This is a genomic window from Massilia sp. W12, from assembly GCF_037300705.1.
Classification (GTDB): domain Bacteria; phylum Pseudomonadota; class Gammaproteobacteria; order Burkholderiales; family Burkholderiaceae_D; genus JACPVY01.
In genome coordinates this window covers 1,553,870-1,571,872 of the sequence record NZ_CP147776.1, presented here as the reverse complement: position 1 = coordinate 1,571,872, position 18,003 = coordinate 1,553,870, and the positions used below count along the sequence as shown (strand labels likewise).

The 18,003-nt window shown below is 58.2% G+C and carries 11 protein-coding genes; 8 read left to right on the top strand and 3 right to left on the bottom strand.

The annotated features are described in order from the left end of the window. The first annotated feature begins 6 nt into the window (after positions 1–6). From V8J88_RS06365 to V8J88_RS06335, 7 genes are all read left to right on the top strand, one after another. Complete coding sequence (locus V8J88_RS06365; RefSeq protein ID WP_338848507.1) at positions 7–1,122, top strand: DUF2169 domain-containing protein; 1,116 nt, start codon at positions 7–9, stop codon at positions 1,120–1,122. Continuing rightward, complete coding sequence (locus V8J88_RS06360) at positions 1,119–2,174, top strand: hypothetical protein (protein WP_338848506.1); 1,056 nt, start codon at positions 1,119–1,121, stop codon at positions 2,172–2,174. Before V8J88_RS06365 ends, V8J88_RS06360 begins: the two co-directional genes overlap by 4 nt. Before the next feature lie 15 nt (positions 2,175–2,189). Then, the gene (locus V8J88_RS06355) at positions 2,190–2,579 is read left to right on the top strand and encodes a DUF4150 domain-containing protein (RefSeq protein ID WP_338848505.1); all 390 of its coding nucleotides are present in this window, start codon (positions 2,190–2,192) and stop codon (positions 2,577–2,579) included. 27 nt (positions 2,580–2,606) lie between these two features. Continuing rightward, positions 2,607–3,857 carry an HNH/endonuclease VII fold toxin-2 domain-containing protein gene (locus tag V8J88_RS06350; RefSeq protein WP_338848504.1) on the top strand — a complete coding sequence of 417 codons (1,251 nt, stop codon included), beginning with the start codon at positions 2,607–2,609 and terminating at the stop codon, positions 3,855–3,857. Positions 3,858–3,869: 12 nt separating this feature from the next. Then, positions 3,870–4,925, top strand: a complete 1,056-nt coding sequence (locus V8J88_RS06345) for a hypothetical protein (protein WP_338848502.1) — start codon at positions 3,870–3,872, stop codon at positions 4,923–4,925. Continuing rightward, positions 4,912–6,234, top strand: coding sequence for a hypothetical protein (locus V8J88_RS06340; RefSeq protein WP_338848501.1), 1,323 nt, complete (start codon positions 4,912–4,914; stop codon positions 6,232–6,234). Before V8J88_RS06345 ends, V8J88_RS06340 begins: the two co-directional genes overlap by 14 nt. A gap of 159 nt (positions 6,235–6,393) precedes the next feature. Continuing rightward, complete coding sequence (locus tag V8J88_RS06335) at positions 6,394–6,630, top strand: hypothetical protein (protein ID WP_338848499.1); 237 nt, start codon at positions 6,394–6,396, stop codon at positions 6,628–6,630. Here V8J88_RS06335 and V8J88_RS06330 read toward each other — a convergent pair. The 3 genes from V8J88_RS06330 to V8J88_RS06320 form a co-directional block, all read right to left on the bottom strand. Beyond that, positions 6,627–8,018, bottom strand: a complete 1,392-nt coding sequence (locus tag V8J88_RS06330; protein WP_338848498.1) for a HAMP domain-containing sensor histidine kinase — start codon at positions 8,016–8,018, stop codon at positions 6,627–6,629. The genes V8J88_RS06335 and V8J88_RS06330 overlap by 4 nt on opposite strands. Continuing rightward, positions 8,015–8,659 (bottom strand): response regulator transcription factor, encoded by a 645-nt coding sequence (locus V8J88_RS06325; protein WP_338848497.1) that lies wholly within the window; start codon positions 8,657–8,659, stop codon positions 8,015–8,017. The genes V8J88_RS06330 and V8J88_RS06325 overlap by 4 nt, the downstream gene beginning before the upstream one ends. Positions 8,660–8,842: 183 nt before the next feature. Further along, positions 8,843–10,006 (bottom strand): heparan-alpha-glucosaminide N-acetyltransferase domain-containing protein, encoded by a 1,164-nt coding sequence (locus tag V8J88_RS06320; protein WP_338848495.1) that lies wholly within the window; start codon positions 10,004–10,006, stop codon positions 8,843–8,845. A gap of 760 nt (positions 10,007–10,766) precedes the next feature. Here V8J88_RS06320 and V8J88_RS06315 point away from each other — a divergent pair. Beyond that, positions 10,767–18,002 carry a hypothetical protein gene (locus V8J88_RS06315; protein WP_338849840.1) on the top strand — a complete coding sequence of 2,412 codons (7,236 nt, stop codon included), beginning with the start codon at positions 10,767–10,769 and terminating at the stop codon, positions 18,000–18,002. Position 18,003: the final 1 nt, after the last annotated feature.

Below are 18,003 nucleotides of genomic sequence, written 5' to 3'. Positions count from 1 at the left end.
CGCCAGATGGAAATAGCAATCGGCTCAAAATACCTGGTGGCGGACGCTACCGTTGCGGTGGATAAAACCGGGCAAGAACATCTGTTGATTGTGGCAAAAGGAAGCTGGCAATTCGGCCCTGGCTTTGTGCGCCCGATTCCTGCAATGCCAATCCAGCACAGCGATTTGTATGCAGGCAAAGCCGGCTTATCCGCCACTTTGTACGAAAGTGATTTTGTGCTGCACAAACCGCGCTGCGATGTGCTGTTTGCCGCACAAGCATATGCTCCCAATGGACAGGCAGTGCGCGAATTGCTGGCCGGCTATCAAATAGGCACACAGCAAAAAGTCTTGCGCGTGCATGGCCCTCGCAGATGGCAAGGCGATCCACCCGCGCCCGGCCAGGCAGAGCCGTTTCACGTCATGCCCTTGCATTATGGCTACGCCTTTGGCGGTTCACGCCTGTTAGCAAACACCGGGCAAAGTGAAATCTACGCTGCCAATCCTTTGGGCAGCGGCTTTTGCACAGACCCTGCCGCCGCGCATGATCTGGACATGCAATCACTGGAAGCGCATCAGCAGCCTGTCACCCGTCCCGATCAACCTTATGCGCCGATGGCCTTGTCCGTGCTGGGGCGCAATTGCCTGCCGCGCCGCCTGCTGGCAGGAACCTATGACGCCGCCTGGAAACAGGACGTGTTTCCCTTTTTGCCGGAGGATTTTGATTCGCGCTTTTATCAGGCTGCGCCCGAAGATCAGCAAATCGACTATCCGCAGGGCGGGGAGGAAGTGGTGCTATGGCATCTCACATCCGGCCACCCGGAAATCCGTTTCAAACTGCCCAAACTCAACAAAGCCCCGGTACGGATCTTGATGCGTGATTTCAGCGTACATCAGCCGCCAGTAGTTGCCGATACCCTGTTCTTTGAGCCTGATCAGTCACGCTTTACTGTGGTCTGGCGCAGCAGTCTGCCGCTCAAGCGCCGAATTCAAGATGTCAAAACCGTGGCCATTGCCGGCATTTGCAAAAATTGGTGGGATGCCAAAACCATGGGCTTGGATGCCTGCGCCAGTTGTGACAAGCAGCGCTCTACGCAAGACGCCGCACCAGGCGAAGAAGAGTGCAATGAGGAGACCGCATGAGCGCACCAGACCAGCAAACAGCCCCATGGCGCCCGCTGCATATCGTTGCCGCCGGGATGTGCTGCGCCGTGGGCTATCGCATGGCCAGCGCAGTCAGCGCCTTGCGTGCGAATATGGATCATTTTCAATTCAGTGAATTCTATGATCAGCAAGGCCAAGCGCTGAAATTAGCACGCCTGCCTTTTGACGATAGCTGGGGAACCAAGCGCTTAGCGACAATCGCGCAATTGGCCTTGCAAGATTGCCTGCAGCAAGCGCCGGATTTCAGTCCACCGCGCACCGCCCTGATGCTGATGGCGGCTGAGCGCGGACGCCCGCATACTGAGACAGAACGCTACACCGATATCTGGCATGCCTGCGTGGAACACATCACCGCACAAGGCTTAATGCCGTTTCATGAAACGTCCATGATTTCCCCGCAAGGGCGCGCCGGCATCGGGCCTGCGTTGTTGCAAGCGCAAGCCCTGTTGGCCGGGCAAACCGTTTCCCGCGTCTTGCTGTTGGGCGTGGACAGCTATTTGAACAACGTCAGCATTGGGCATTATTTGGATCAGGAACGTTTGCTGACATCAGACAACAGCGATGGCTTTATTCCCGGCGAAGGCGCAGCCGCGCTGCTGCTGGAACTGGCCCAGCCGCACAGCCGGGGTTTGCTTTTGACAGGCGCCGGCGTAGCGCGTGAAGCCGCCACCATAGGCGGCGACACGCCAAACCGCGCCATGGGTTTAAGCCAGGCCATGCGGCAAGCTTTGGCTGCCGCCAATATCTGTCCTGCGCAATTGGACTTCCGCATGAACGACCTGAACGGGGAACAGTTTTTCGCCAAAGAAGCCGCCAATGCCTGCACCCGCATCATGGCCGATGAAAGTAAGTTGCTGCCGATGTTGCACCTTGCTGATTGTGTCGGCGAAACCGGCGCCGCAGCCGCCCCGCTCAGTCTGGCCTATTTAAGCCAGATCATGGCTGCGCCGGATGGCCCTGGCAAAGCAGGACTGCTGCATTTTGGCAATGACAATGGCCTGCGCGCCGCCTGTGTCGTGCAATACATTTAAATAAAGGAATTCCGGATGGAAACGCATGTGTACGCCAATGGCAATGAAATCAGCAGCAAAGCCGCTGACGGCAAATCCGCAGCAGCGACACCCGATGTCTGCTGGAGTCCGCCCGGCCCCGCAGCCGGCCCTGTCCCGATTCCTTACACCAATACCGCCTTCACCAAAGACTTGGCGAATGGCTCGACGACTGTGTTTATTTGCGGCACATCGGTATCGCTGAAAGACAAATCCTACTTCGCCACCAGTACCGGCAACGAACCGGCCACAGAGCAATTCCAGAAAGGCATTGTCAGCGGGGTGATCAAGGGTAAAGCCTATTTTGCGAGCTGGTCAGCCGATGTCAAAATCGAAGGCTTCAATGTATGCCGCCATGTCGATCTGATGACGCATAACCACAAATAAGCACAGCAGCAGAAAAAGGGATGCACCATGGCAAGCGGGCCGAATACACCAGTCAACTACTACATGGACACTGCCGAAGCAAAGAAGGAGTGCGCCAAGGATCAGAAACAGGTAGAACAGAAATGCAAGGCCGATGAAAAGAACAAGCATCGCGGCAAAGGCCGGCCAAAATCGCGTACAACTTTGAAAGCAGGCGAGAAAGATGCTGCCTGGGTGCTGGATCATTGCGGGCCGCTCTTGGTGCAGCCTGGTGATAATTTCCAGGAATGGCTTGATGATTTCAAGGACATCAGCAGTGTGATGTCGAAGCTGGCGCAAGATTTGGGCGATAAAGTCATCACCAAGATTGAAAAAGAAATTCTGGAATATGGGGCCAAGGCACTTGGCAAAATGGCGCTGAGGCGCGGCTTGACCGGTTGGATTCCTGTAGTTGGCTGGATCATGACGGCGGTTGATGTGGCTGTTACGGCTGTGGATGTGGCGACCAGGGTTGATGAATTGAAGTCCACGGTGACAGAACTCAAATCGACCGTCAGCAACCTGAAAGAGCAAGCCGCCAACATCACACAAACCTTTCAGAAGTACGAGAACCAGCTCAAAAACTACAGCAAACTGTCCAAGGCAGACAAGGCCAAGGTAGCGCGCGAAGTGATGGTGGATGTGCAAGCGGCCTACGCCGCCGCCAATCCCTGCTTGCGGGCGCGCAAATGCACCTTGGTTCCATACAACAAAGGCGCAGCGGATAAATGGATGGGCAAAGGCTGCTGTCCGGGACAGACTGGCCACCATCTGTTGCCAGATGCAATGTTTCGTGACCCCGTTGGCAGCAAAGCCGCGAAAGAGGCATGGGATAAAGACCCGAAAAATAAAAACGACAAAGGGAAAATCAAGGATATGCCGCGCAGCAAGCTGCCCAAGCTGAAGTGCTGGGATGGGTATTCTGAAGGGGCTTCGCCGACGATTTGTGCGGAAGGAGCGAATCAGTATGCGGGTTCGCATGGGGTGTTGCATGAAGTGACATCAGCAGAATTAAAACAGGCTGGCTTTGCAAGCAAGAATGAGATGCCATACACATCAGCTCGTGACTTGATTTTGGGGCGAATATCCAAGCTTTATGGGTGTGACAAGAAATGCTTGCAAGCACAGTTGGATGCCTACTATTGCGGTAAAGCTGCAAGTAAAGGGCCGGGTTGCCCGGATTGCAAGCATGCAAGTGTCGTACCGCATGATGGCAAAGGGAAGAAAGACATTGAAGAAGATGTGAGTTTTGAAGACTAATGGGGATATTTTATGTTTTACAACAAATACATGTGGGAACAAATTTTCAAAGGCTACATGGTGCGTGATTGCACTTTAGGCTTTGAACATGGACGCATCGGCTTCTATTTGGTTCCTGACGATGACAGAGAACATCTGGATTATGGTTGGTATACTAGATTTGTTGCCGTTAAATTAAGCAATCCAATTGAGAAAAGATTTTATGTCCGAGGAGGCGACAATTTGGATTTGGCAAGACTCAGCGCAGCCTGGGAACCGAACCAAACTGAATTCTTGCTTGTCGATGTCGGTCGGAGTTTATGGAGCTACAAACCCAATGCCTACAAAGGCAGCGAACCTGAAATCCCTTTTGACGGCAAAGGTTATGGTTATGCTGCTGCAGGTGAAGTGGGTTGTTCTATCTCACGGGTGACAAGAGTGGAAGGAACCGTGTTTGCGGTTGGCGGGCCTACGCGCATTTTCCAGCGCATGCCAAATCAACAATGGTACGAACATAAAGGCATTCCGCTGCCTGCTGGGTTGTCAAGTAAAGATGATGATGTCATTACCGAAACCCTAGGTAACAGCAATTTCTTTGATCTTGCTGGTTTTTCTCTGAAAGATATGTATGTCGTAGGCGATGCGGGCCAAATCTGGCACTTTAACGGGAATATCTGGAAAAGCCTTGCCTTTCCCAGCAATCTAACCTTGCAAACCGTTACCTGTGGCGGCGATGGCCAAGTGTATATCACCGACATTCGTGGTTCGCTTTGGCAAGGCAGGGGCGAACGCTGGAAATTGCTGCACAAAGGCAATACCAGCATCCCCTACGCCGATTCAGCCTGGTTTAAAAACCGCTTCTGGTGCGCCAACGACTACGGCATGATGGTGTTGGAAGATGGCAAGCTGGTTGCCGCTCACCAAGCCAAGCAAGACCCGATTCCCACAGAAATCGCGCTGCATGCGCACCGCATCGACGTTTCCCCGGATGGCAAGCAAATGCTGGTGTGTGGCGGCAGTGGCGCCGCCTTGCACAATGGCGAGCGCTGGGAACTTCTTTTTTCAGGATATGAATTTGAAGACGAATGAACTGCAAGCGCTGGCGCAATCCAACATCAAAGGGCTTGTCATGCGCCATGCGCAAGACGCCGCGTTTTACTGGATGCAACGCAGCAGCAATACCTATTCCCCTCTGCTGACCTTGGAGCGTCTGGCGCATTTTGATGGTTTGCTCAATGCGCACTTGCAAGGCTTACGCACAGCAGGCGATGAAGGCTGGCAAATCGCCTTGGCTAATTTACGCCGCTGGCGCAGCGCTGGGGAATGCTTTGTCGCCAGTGTGTTAGCGCTGGAGCATAACGAGGCCGCGCGCGCAGATAGCGTATGGCAGATATTGCGCCAAGACCCCGAAGCCATGCTGGATGGCATGGTGTCCGCCCTGGCATGGCTGCGCCCGGAAGCAGCGCAGCGCTGGATAGCTGCATGGCTGATGCCGGGCGCAACACCCATGCAACAAGCCGCCAGCCTGCGCGCAGTGGGTTTGCGCCGCACTTTGCCGGATTTATCGCTGATGCCTTTTTTTGATGCCGACGAAGAAGAGGTGCGCGCTGCTGCGGCAGAACTGGCAGGCCGCCTGCGCTGGCGACAATATACCTTGCAAGTGCAGGCATTGCTCAAGGATGAATCCCTGAGCGTGCGCGCCGCTGCCGCTATCGCCGCCCCTTATCTTGGCCTGAGCGCCAGCGCAGCCTTACATCAAGCCGCGTTGGAATACAACGCACTCAGTCAAAGCCAACGGGGGTTGCGCCGTGATCTCAGCGCAGAAAAAGCCTTGAAACTGGTGCGCCACTGGGGCATGTGCCTGCCGCATGGCGATCCGGCATGGATGAGCGGCTTGCAAGCGCTGCCACCACGGCAAATGGTGCTGATGCTGGCCTGCCATGGCAATCTGGCCTGTATGCCCTGGCTGATTGACGCCAGCCAACGCCCGGAATTAGCCCGTTTATGCGGCTGGGCCATCAGCATGCTGACAGGCATTGACCTGGAGGCGCGCGGCATGAGTCAAGCTGCGCCAGAAGAACCTGAAGCCAGCGAGGAAAGCGAGCGCAAACGCCCCGTCAGCGATGCCGACGCCGGTTTGCCTTGGCCACACCACGCCGCTTTGCAGGCTTGGTGGCGCCAGCAAAACGCACCACAAGGTCGGCGCGTGTATGGAGGCGCAGCCGAAGACGCCGCGCACTGCCTGCGCGTAGTGAGCTATGCACCGCAAGCCGCCCGCTATGCCGCTGCTAACGCACTCGCGCTGCATCATGCGCAATGGCCGCTGTTTGAAACAAGAGCGGCAAGCCTGGAGCAGCAACAGGAATTGGCGAGATTGTTGCAAGCGCTTGCGGCTTGAGCAGAAAACGAACGAATGCATACAGTGTTTGACACATTGAATTGCATCTTCATAAACAATGCTTGAGTACACAAGCCGAACCTATCCTGAACGCACTGGCCTTGCACGCATGTGCTCTATTGCGCACGCCTGTCCCGGATTTCATGCCCTGGTTTGATCATGATGCGCCGCAAGTGCGCGCGGCTCGCTGCGCTGGCGCATGATTTGCATCTGCCGCAAGGCCGGCTCAGCTTGCGCCTGTGCACGCACTTATCCGAACAGCACCCGGCAGGCCGGGCTTATCCGATTCGCTTTGCGATTCATGCGCGCCATCTGATCACGCGTTGCGTTCTGCATCAGGAATCAAGCGCGGCAAACCCGGCAAGCATGCGCAGCGCCGTCTTGCAGCGCGTTTAATGCCGCTTGCAGTCAATCGGCGGCAAGCGTATCTCCACCCCCAAACCACGGCCCCGCAAACCCTCGCCTAATAAAAGGGTGCCGCCGTGCAGATCGACCACTTTTTGCACAATCGCCAAGCCCAAGCCGCTGCCGGCGCCCAGGGTATCGGGCAGACGCACAAAGCGTTTGAGCACCTCTTCGCGCCAGGCCGGCGCAATCCCGGGGCCGTCGTCCAGCACGGAGATGCGGCAAAAGGAAACCCCGTCTTCTACCTCAACGCTGATTGTCGCCCCGGGCGGGCAATGGCGAATCGCATTATCAATCAGATTATCAAACAGGCTTTCCAGCGCCAGCGGATCGCCGCAACAGCGCAGCTCGCTGATACCGTCGTAAGACAGTTCACTGCCGCGTGCTATCGCATGTGGCGCATTGCGCGCGACTGCCGCGCGGGCCAGGGCCGCCAGATTGAAGACCTGCAGATTGGCTTGCGCCGATTCGGCTTCCAAGCGGGACAGCACCAATATTTTGCCGACCAGCTCGGCATTGCGTTCGATGCTGGTTTGCAGCATGTCGGCGATGACTGCGCGTTGATTAGCGTTTTCCGCCTGTTTTAATAAATGCACCTGCGCGCCCAGGGCCGCCAGCGGGGTGCGCAATTCGTGCGCGGCATCGGCAAAAAAACGCCGCTCCGCTTCGCGGTGCGCGGCTAAGCGCAACAGCAGGCTGTTGACCGCTTCAAACACCGGGGCCAGCTCTTTATAGTGCGAGGCATTGCTGACTAAAGGTTGGGTTTGCTTCGGCTCGCTATTGCGTATCGCATTGGCCAGCAGCGTCACCGGCTTTAAGGCAAGGCGGAAACCATATTGCAATAACAGCAGCATCACCGGCAGGGCCAGCAACAGCGGCAGCAAGAAGAAAATTAAAATCCCAAAGGTGGCGCGCTGTACAAAACTTTCTTCAATCGCCACCTGCACTGTGAGTTCCGCATCTTCACTTGAGACCATCAAACTGCGCCAGGCCCCATCGCGCTGCGGCAATTCGGCTGTGCTTGTCTGCGCTAAACCCGGCCAGTTTGCCGATTGCTTCAAGACCCGTCCCTGCTGATCCATCACGCGATAGGAAAACTCGTTTTCCGGCATCGCCGCATCGCTATATGAACGGCTGAAATGGTCAATTTTCTTTTTAATCAATTGGCTGCGCTCAGCTTCTTTGAAGGCCCCGCTGTGCACCATGGCAATCGTATCGGCGACACTGCGCAGATCACGATCAAAATGGCCTGATCCAACTTTAGTCACTTCCAGATAAAACCAGCCCAGCAACAAGCACCAGACCAGCAGGATGGAACTCAGGCTGACCCATAGCAGGCGCCAATACAAAGAAACATAGTGAACAGGGAATGTCTTCATGGCTTTGGCAATAAATATCCGACGCCGCGAATCGTGCGCACCCAATCTTTGCCTAATTTTTTGCGTAGATTGGAGACATGCACCTCTAATGCATTATCTGAGTCGCAGCATAAATGTGTAATGAGGTATTCGCGGCTGAGCACCTTGCCGCCTTTGCGCACCAGTTCAAACAGCAGGGAAAATTCTGAGGGCGAGAGCGCGACATCGACCCCGGCCAAGCTGGCTGAGCGGTTTTCGGTGTTGATCACCAAATCGCCAATTTGCCATTGCGATGACAAAAATCCGCTGCTGCGCCGGGTCACCACTTGCAGGCGCGCCAGCAGTTCGGCGATGGCGAATGGCTTCACCAAATAGTCATCCGCGCCGCAACGCAAGCCTTCGAGGCGGTTTTCCAGGGTGTCGCGGGCGGAAAGAATAATCACCGGCATACTGCAATGGCTGCGCAACTCGCGCAGCAAGTTCAAGCCATCGCCATCCGGCAAGCTTAAATCGAGTAACAGGGCGTCTTGCGTTTTTTCCTGCAAAAACGCACGCGCTTCCTGCAAGCGGCGCACCCAGACAACGCGTATATCCGCCTGGTGCAAGGCGCGGCACAAGGCGTCGCCGAGCGCAAGATCATCTTCAAGCAATAAAACATTCATGATGGCAAATCTAAAAAGGAAGGGGGATTGGGGGGGATAATGGCGCCAGGTTGACATGGCTGTGCATGCAACCTGACCCCATTTATCAGCAAGCATATCACAGCCAGGCCAATGCGCTTGCTGCGTCCCGCAAAGCCGCTGCCACAAGCTGAATCAAGCAGGCCGGAGCGGCTGGGCTGTTTTTCACACGTAACGCAGCCAGCTGTTTGGTTTGCGCCGTTTGAGTGCGCCATACCAGCGACAGGCGAAATACAGCACAAGCAGATAGCCCAGCCAAACAAGATAGACAAACAGCAGACTGGGTTCATAGTCTTGCGGCGCCGGCACATTCGCATAGTTCCAACCGCTTAATTGTTCATAGCGCAAAATCGCCCAGATTTGTGCGCCGATATGAATCATAGGCAGATGCAGCAGGTAAAAGAACATCGGCACACGGCCATACACCGTCAGCCATGCCAGGCGCGCTGGATTGATGCGTGCCAGGGCGGCCAGCATCCAGGCGCTCAATCCCAAGGTGATGCATAGATATAAAAGCGAGGGCGGGTATTTTTCAAAATTCAAAAATGAAAATACTGTGTACAGCGCACCGCGCGCTTGCGCCTGCCATGGCTGCGGATCGCCATACCAATTGCCGGCACGCAGCAGCAACATCGCCAACAGCAAGACGCCGCCGGCGGCCAGCAAGCGGCGCTGACGCAGGCCGGCATCGCCTTGTAAGAAGGGCGCGCAGAAATACCCGGCCAGCATCACGCCCAGCCAGGGCAATAAGGGATAGGCGACATACACGCCGCTTCCCTCGATGGCGCCGGGATGAAACGCTGGCTCGTGCAAGACGCTCCACAACCAGCCCCACTGGCCAAAATCTTTGCTATGCCAGCCATCCAATAGATTATGGCCAGCGATTAACAGCACGGCGAGCGCGCCGATAGCCCAGCGCGGTAAATACTGGAGCGCGGCCAACAGCACCATTGACAAGCCCAACACCCATATCACCTGCAAGGAAACCACGCCGCCCAGCAGCGCGCCCCAACTCAGGCTGATGAAAGTGCACTCTAAAAAAATCAGCCAAAGGCCGCGCGTCGCCAAATAATGGCTCAAGGCGCGCTTTGACACCGTCTGGCCATACAGCCAGGCGCTGCAACCGGCCAGGAAGACGAAGATGGGCGCGCAAACATGCGTGATGTAGCGCGTCACAAACCAGGCCGGGGTGGTTTGTTTCAGATCAAGCAATGCAAACGGGGTCACGCCAAAAAAGTCGCGGACATGATCAAGCGCCATAAAAATAATGGCGAGACCACGCATTGCGTCAATAAACACCATACGCTCGCGTGCACTTTCAACTTGCATGGAAAGTCCTTTCAAAATCAGCATAAAGATGTCACGGCTGCCGGCTGGGATTGCGTGGCAAGATTTAAGGCAAAGGTGGGTGGGAAGGGTTGTGAATAACCAGGCTGGGCTGGACTGAGCTTGGCGAAACGCCGGGAATGTGGCTTGAGGTCAGCGCATGATGTGCTGTGCGCAAGCAATTCCATGGGAGATACTCAGTGCCTGTGAAAGGCTGGGCGCATTATAGCAATCGAAAAACGCACAGCCCGATCAGGCGCAAGAAGAATACATTTATTAACCCGATTTACAAAAAATAGCTCGACAAAATTAGTATTAACTTTGCCACCAGCAACAACTTGCGGTGATGGCGCGCGCACAAGCTGGCTGCGCCTCTGGCAAGGCTGCTGCGGTGAAGCAAGAAATACGCCGGGCGAATAACAGCGCCCTCCCCTTGGCACAGCGGATCAGCGCCGCTGGCAGCATTCACGTCTGCTTTGAAAGCGCAAAATAAACCCCTATTCCCCCCTTTGCTCCGGGCATTCCCTTGCCGTTAACCGGCATAAGCTGGTCAGGTAGCCGCAAGGCTGCCCACGCCTTTGGAAATAGCAAGCAGGCAAGCCGGCGCGCCTAAGCTGATCAGCTTGGCAACAACAGACAGTAATGCCGGTTTTGCCCTTGACTGCCACATACGCGCCGCTAAGATAGCACTTATTTCCTTATGGCAATTTTTTGAGGTTCAGGCAAAACCGGGAGAGTCTGCATGGCGTCTATCGTGACGGGAATGTCAACTGCGCAAGTGATGGCGCTGAGCAATGCGCAAATCATCGCGTTGGCCACTTCAGATTGGGTGGAGTTTTCCACCACCCAATTGAGTGTGCTGTCTGCTGCGCAGGTGGCGGCGATTGAAAGCCGCGATATTGCCGTCCTCAGCAATAGCCAGCTGGCCGATGGTTTTTCAACGACCCATTTACAGGCTTTAAGCGCCAGCCAGATTGGCGCGCTTGGCACAAGCCAATTAAATGAGGGTTTGAGCAGCGGCCAGTTCGCCAGCCTGCAGACTTCCCAGATTGCCGCCTTGCTGACACGGCAAATTGCAGGACTTGGCTCTACACAGCTGGCCGCCTTGAGCACCAGCCAGGCGCTGGCCTTGTCCGCCAGCCAGGCCCAGGCGCTCACCTCCAGCCAGCTGAATGCCCTGGACAGCAGTGATTTTGCGGTTTTGCGCAGCAGCGCGATTGCCGGTATTTCCAGCACCCGCATCAACCAGTTGAGCACAAGCCAGATCGGGGCCTTGGCCAGCAATCAAATCGCCGCGTTGAGCAGCGCCCAATTGCGCGCGCTGAGTCAGGAGCAAATCGAAGCCTTGTCCAGCAGCCAGGTCGGCTATTTCCGCTCCAGCCAGACGGCGGCGCTGTATACCAGTCAAATTGTGCTGCTCTCCAGCAGCCAGATTGCGGCGCTCTCCAGCAGCGCGCTGGATGGTTTGAGCACCAGCCAGATTCTGGAATTGACATCGAGCCAATTGGCGGCGCTGGAAACGGCGGATCTGGCGGCGCTGTCCACCACCCGCATTGCGGCCATGAGTTCGACCCAGATCGGGCAACTCTCGAGCACCCAGCTGGCGGCTTTGCGCAGCAGCCAGATCGCCGCGCTCACCACCAGCCAGATCAGTGGCGATTTGAATCAATTGCCGTATATGAGCACGGCCTGGCTGGCCAATCTGGTGACGCGCCAGATTGCGGCTTTCAGCACCAGCCAGATCGAAAACCTGGAAACCACGCAAATCACCGGTTTGCGCAGCAGCCATGTGGCGGCGCTCTCGACCACCCAGATTGCGATGTTAAGCTCGAACCACATCGCCGCGCTCTCGACCAGCCAGCTCGACGCCTGGCAAAGCCGGCATCTGCTCGCGCTCAACTCGACCCAATTGGAAGCGCTCACCTCCAGCCAGCTGAGCAGCATGCGCACCAGCCAGATCGCCGCGCTTTCGACCAGCCAGATCAGCGCGCTGGAAAGCAGCGATTTCGGCAGCATGCGCACCAGCCAGATCGCGGCCCTTTCGACCGCCCAGCTGGACGCTTTGAACAGCGGTGAAATCGCCGCCTTCAGCACCAGCCAGGTGCGCGCGCTGAATACGCGTCAGGTCGCCAGCTTGTCCAGCGCCACCCTGCTGGCCCTGGCCACCTCCAATCTGGCCGCGATGAGCACCAGCCAGTTGGCCGCGCTCACCACCACCCAGATTCAGGAAGGCTTGTACAGCAGCCAGTTGGAAGCCTTGAGTTCGGCGCAAATCGCCAATTTGCGCACTGCGCAGGTGGCCAGCCTGAGTTCGGCGCAAATCGCGCTGCTTGGCACAAGCCAGATTCTGGCCCTGGGCACGCGCCATGCGGCGGCGCTGTCCACCAGCCAGATTGAATTGCTCGCCAGCAGCCAGATCGCCGCGCTTTCCAGCAGTCAGTTGCAAGCCTTGCGCAGCAGCCAGCTGGCGGCCTTCTCCAGCAGCCAGATTGAAAGCCTGAGCAGCGCCCAGGCGCAAGCCCTGCGCAGCAGCCAGCTCGCCACGCTCTCGACCACGCTGCTGAGTGCGATGGAAACCACGGATATCGCCGCGCTCAGCACCGGCCAGCTGGCCGCGCTCAGCACCACCCAGATTGCAGAAGGTTTGAGCAGCGCGCAAATCGATGCCTTGAGCAGCCGCCAATTGGCGAATTTGCGCACCAGCCAGGTGCGCGCGCTCACCTCCAGCCAGCTGGAAACCCTGGGCAGCAGCGATTTCGCCGCCATGAGCACGGCCCAGATCGCCGCTTTATCCACCAGCCAGATCACGGAAGGCTTGTCGAGCACGCAAATCGCCATGCTCTCCACCAGTCAGGCGCAAGCGCTGAGCACCGGTCAGCTGGCGGCGTTTTCCAGCAGCCAGTTGCAGGCCTTGAACACCGGTCAGGCGCAAGCCTTGAACACGCGGCAAATTGCCTATTTGTCCACCAGCGCATTGCAGGCGATGGAAAGCGCGGATGTGGCCGCACTCTCGACCGGGCAAATCGCCGCGCTCAGCACCACCCAGATTGCGCAAGGTTTGTCCAGCAGCCATATCGAGGCTTTCACCAGCGCCCAATTCGCCAGCCTGCGCACCAGCCAATTGCGCGCCTTCACTTCCAGCCAGCTGGGGGCGATGGGCAGCAGCGATTTCAGCGCGCTGCGCAGCTCGCATATCGCGGTGCTGACCTCCAGCCAGATCAGTGAGGGTTTGTCTTCCAGTCATCTGGAAGCCTTCTCCAGCAGCCAGGTGGCGGCGCTTTCGACGGCGCAGATGCTGGCGCTTTCGACCAGTCAATTCAGCGGCTTTGGCACGACGGCAATGGCGGCGCTGCAAACCCGCCAGGCCGCCGCACTCTCGTCGAGCTTGATCGGCATGATCAGCAGCAGCATGGTGACGGCGCTGCCGACGCGTGCGATTGCCGCATTCAGCACCACCCAGTTGATTGAACTGACTTCGAGTCAGATTGAAGCGCTGGGAAGCAGCCAGATCGGCGCTTTCCGCACCAGCCAGCTGGCCGGTTTGTCCACCACCCAGATGCCGCTGTTGACCAGCACACAGATGGCGGCGCTGCGCACCAGCCAATTGCAAGCCTTCACCAGTAATCAATTTGACGACCTGGGAACCAGCCAGATCGCTGCGCTGGGCACAACCTTGATGCAAGACTTGCGCACCGCGCAAATGGCGGCTTTCACCACCAGCCAGATCCAGGTGTTAAGCAGTGCGCAACTCAACGCCATGCGCACCAGCCGCATTGGCAGTATGAGCACCACCGCGCTGGAAGTCTTGAGCACCAGCCAGATCGCCAACTTGCGCACCGCCCACTTAGCCGCGCTTGGCAGCAGCCAAATCGCCGGCGGCATCACGCTGGCCAATCTGGCTGTGCTTGGCACAAGCCAGATCAACGCCTTTGGCAAAAACCAGGCCGCCGGATTCACCACCAGCCAGCTTAACGCCTTGGACGCCAGCCAGGTGGCGGCGCTGCGCACCAGTGTGGTGGCGGCGCTGGCCAGCAGCCAGACACAGGAAGGCTTTGGCACAAGCCAGATCGCCGCGCTCACCACCAGCCAGGCGCAGGCGCTCTCTTCGGCTATCTTGATCGCCCTGAGCACCAGCCAGGTGGCGGCGCTGGAAACTGCGGATCTGGCCAGTTTGAGCGCCAACCAGCTGCAGCAACTCTCCAGCACCCATATGACAGCGCTGTCCACCAATCATATTGTGGCGCTGCCGACTTCGCGCATCTCGGCGCTGACTTCCAGCCAGATCGGCGAAGGCTTATCGAGCACCCAGATCAATGCCTTCACCAGCCAGCAGTTCGCGCTCTTGCGCAGCAGCCAGCTGTCAGTCTTGAACAGCACGCAAATCCAGGCGCTGGGCACGGCGCAAATCGCAGGTCTGGGCACGGCAGGCGTGATTGCGCTGACCACTTATCAGCTCGACTTGCTGGCCACCAGCCAATTGGCGGCGCTTTCCAGCACCGCGCTGTCCGGCATGAGCACAGCGCAAATCACGCAAGGCTTGTCATCGACTCATATCGCAGCCTTGAGCAGCGCGCAACTCAGCGGCCTGAATGCGACCCAGATTGCGAATATCACCAGCAGCCAATTGGCGGCCTTGGACACCACGCAAATCAGCAATTTGCGCACCACCCAGATTGCGGCCTTGGGCAGCACGCAACTGAGCCTGCTCTCCAGCAGTCAATTGATGGCGCTCACCACCAGCCAGGTGCAGGCCCTGAGCACCGGCCAAATCGCCTCGCTGCCGACCAGCCAGCTGTGGGCGATGGAAACCACGGATTTGAATGTGTTGCTGAGCCGCCAGCTCGCCGCGCTCACCACCAGCCAGTTGCAAAGCCTGGGCACCACGCAAGTCAGCGCGCTCTCCAGCCAGACTATCAGCGCGCTTTCCACCACCCAGCTGACCTATGGCTTGACGCTGGAATCAATTGCCGCGCTCTCCACCAGTCAGGCGCAAGGTTTGTCCACGGCGCAGCTGGCGAATCTGGGCACGAGTCAAATCGCGGCTCTCGGCAGCAGCCAGGTGGCGGCGCTGTACACCACGCAAATTATTGCGCTCACCACCACCCAGCTGGAGCAGGCGTTTGGCAGCAGCCAGATCGCCGCGCTCAGCACCAGCCAGGTGTTTAATATGAGCACGCGCCAAGTTGCGTCCTTGAGTGAATTTTTCCTGCAGGCTTTGGAAAGCAGCGATCTGGCGGCGCTCTCGACGAGTCGCATCGTTGCGCTCAGCACCACCCAGATTGGCTACTTGAACACGAATCAAATCGCCTATCTGAGCAGCAGCCAATTCGCCGCACTGAGCACAAATCAATTGGTCAACGGGATTTCCGCCAGCCAGGTCAGCGCTTTGAGCAGCAGCCAGATTGCAGCGCTGGCCACCAGCCAGACCCAGGCGCTTTCCACCAGCCAGCTTTTGCAGCTCTCCACCAGCCAGGTGCAGGCGCTGGCCACGCGCAGCATCAACGTGCTTTCCACCAGCCAGATTGCCGACGGTCTGACGCCGCAGCATATCGAAGCGCTCACCAGCAGCCAGTTGTACGCCTTCTCCAGCAGCCAGATTGCTGCGCTGAATGCGGATAATGTGGCGGCGATTGAAGCCAGCGATTTGGAGCAATTGCGCAGCAGCCAAATCGCGGCAATCGGCAGCAGCCAATTCTCCGCACTGTTGAGCGGACAAATCATGGCGCTCACCAGCAGCCAGATCGCCGCCTTGTCCACCACCCAGGTGGCTTACGGTCTGAGCGTGGCGCAGCTGGATGTGTTGAGCACGGCGCAAATCAGTGCGCTCACCACCAGCCAGAGCCGGGCGCTGTCCAGCACGCTGTTGGCGGCGCTGAGCGCCGGCCAGATCGGCGCTTTTGGCACAAGTGATGTGGCGGCGCTCTCGACCAGCCAGATCAGCCAGGGTCTGGGCAGCACGCAGATCAGCGCGCTGGCCACCAGTCAGTTGCGCGCCATCGGCGCAGCCTCAATGCAGGTCTTGAGCACCGAACAATTGAGCTTCCTGGGCAGTACGCAAATGGCCAATCTGTACGCCAGCCAGCTGCAGGCGCTTTCCAGCAGCCAGCTGCAAGCCTTGAGCACCAGCCAGATGCTGGCGCTCACCACCGGCCAGGTGCAAGCGTTTGGCGCCAGCCAAATCCAGGCGCTGACGGTGGATCAATTGCAAAACCTGTCCAGCAGCCAGTTTGGCGCTTTCGCCAACAGCCAATTGGCCGCACTCTCCGGGGAGCAAGTGCAAGCCTTGTCGAATGACGCCCTGGCCACGCTGAGCAACAGCCAGCTGGGCGCGCTCTCCAGTTCGCAATTAAGCGCCCTGACGCTGAATCAGGTGGTGGCCTTCAACAGTCGCCAGGTGGCGGCCTTCACGGCCAGCCAGATTGTGGCCTTCACCGCCGACCAGATCGCCACCTTCAGCACCACCCAGGCGCAGTCGCTCTCAACCACCCAGATTCAGGCGCTGGGCACAAATCAAGTGTTGGCGCTGACCAATGTGCAAATCGGCGTGCTGTCCACCTCGCAGGTCAGCGTGTTCAAAGTCAGCCAGGTGGCCTTGCTGAGCGCAGACCAGATCAGCGCCTTCAGCGTCTCGCAAATCGGGGCCTTGTCAGCCACCCAGATCGGCAGCCTGGGCACGAGTCAGGTGCAGGCGCTGAGTCTGGCGCAACTGGGCAGCCTGAGTTCGGGCCAGATCGGCGGCTTGAAAAACAGTCAGATTGCGGTGTTCACATCGGATCAGATGGGGGCTTTGAGCGCTTCGCAGATCAGCGCAATGAGTGCGACCCAGATCGGCGCTTTCACCTCCAGCCAGGTGGCCTTGCTGACCGCGCAACAAATCGGCGGTCTGAGCACGACGCATATCGCGAATTTGAAAGCCAGCCAGCTGGCGGCTTTCTCTGCGACGCAGATCGGGGCTTTATCGACCAGCCAGTTCAGCAGCCTCAGCGCCAGTCTGACCGCCGCCTTGAGTTCGAGCCAGATCGCAGCGCTGACCCTGGCCCAGGTCGATGCCCTCACCACGACCCAGGCCACGGCCTTGAGCGTGACCCAGATTCCGTATTTCAGCACCACCCAGATCACCTATATCCGCACGGCGGATATCGCGGTCTTGTCCGGCACCCAGGTAATGGCGCTGACCACAGCGCAATACGCCGCGCTCACCACCAGCCAGCTGGCGGTGTTGCCGGCGGCCAGCCCGGTCTTGCTGGATTTGCGCGGCCATGGCATCCAAACCCTGGCCCCGCAAGCCGGCGTGAGTTTTGATCTGGATGCAGACGGCAAGGCCGAAGCCAGCGGCTGGGCCGCGCCCGGCGCCGGCATCCTGGCGCGCGACTTGAATGGGAATGGCAAGATTGACGATGGCGGCGAATTATTCGGCGACCACACCCGGCTGGCCGACGGCAGCCGCGCCGCGCATGGCTATGCGGCAATGGCGCAACTCGACGCCAACGGCGACGGCAAGCTGGATGCAGCCGACCCGGCATGGGGCGAACTGCGCATCTGGCAAGACGATAATGCCGATGGCGTGAGCCAGGCGCAGGAACTGGCCAGCCCGGCGCAACTCGGCATCGCCGCGCTCTCGGTGCAGGCGCAGACGGCGAATTTGCGCAATAACGGCAATTGGGTCGGCTTGCAAAGCACCTGGCAGGCCAGCGATGGCAGCGTGCATCAAACTGCCGATGTGTGGTTTATCACACCGGGGCGGCGCGGCGCGGATCTGGCTGAAGTCAGCGCACGCCTGAATGCGAATCTGGCCGCCGGCTTGACCGCGCAGAGCGCAAGCACACCAGGCGCCGGCATGCTGCAAAACAATGCGCCGCCGGTCCCGGCCAATGACTGGAGCCGTCTGGCGGCGCAGGAAATGGCGCGCTTCCAAACGCATACCGGCGCCGCCACAGACAGCTTTGAGGAACAGAAAAAGCCGCATTGGCAAGGCTGGCTGGCGGCGAAAGAGTGGTAAG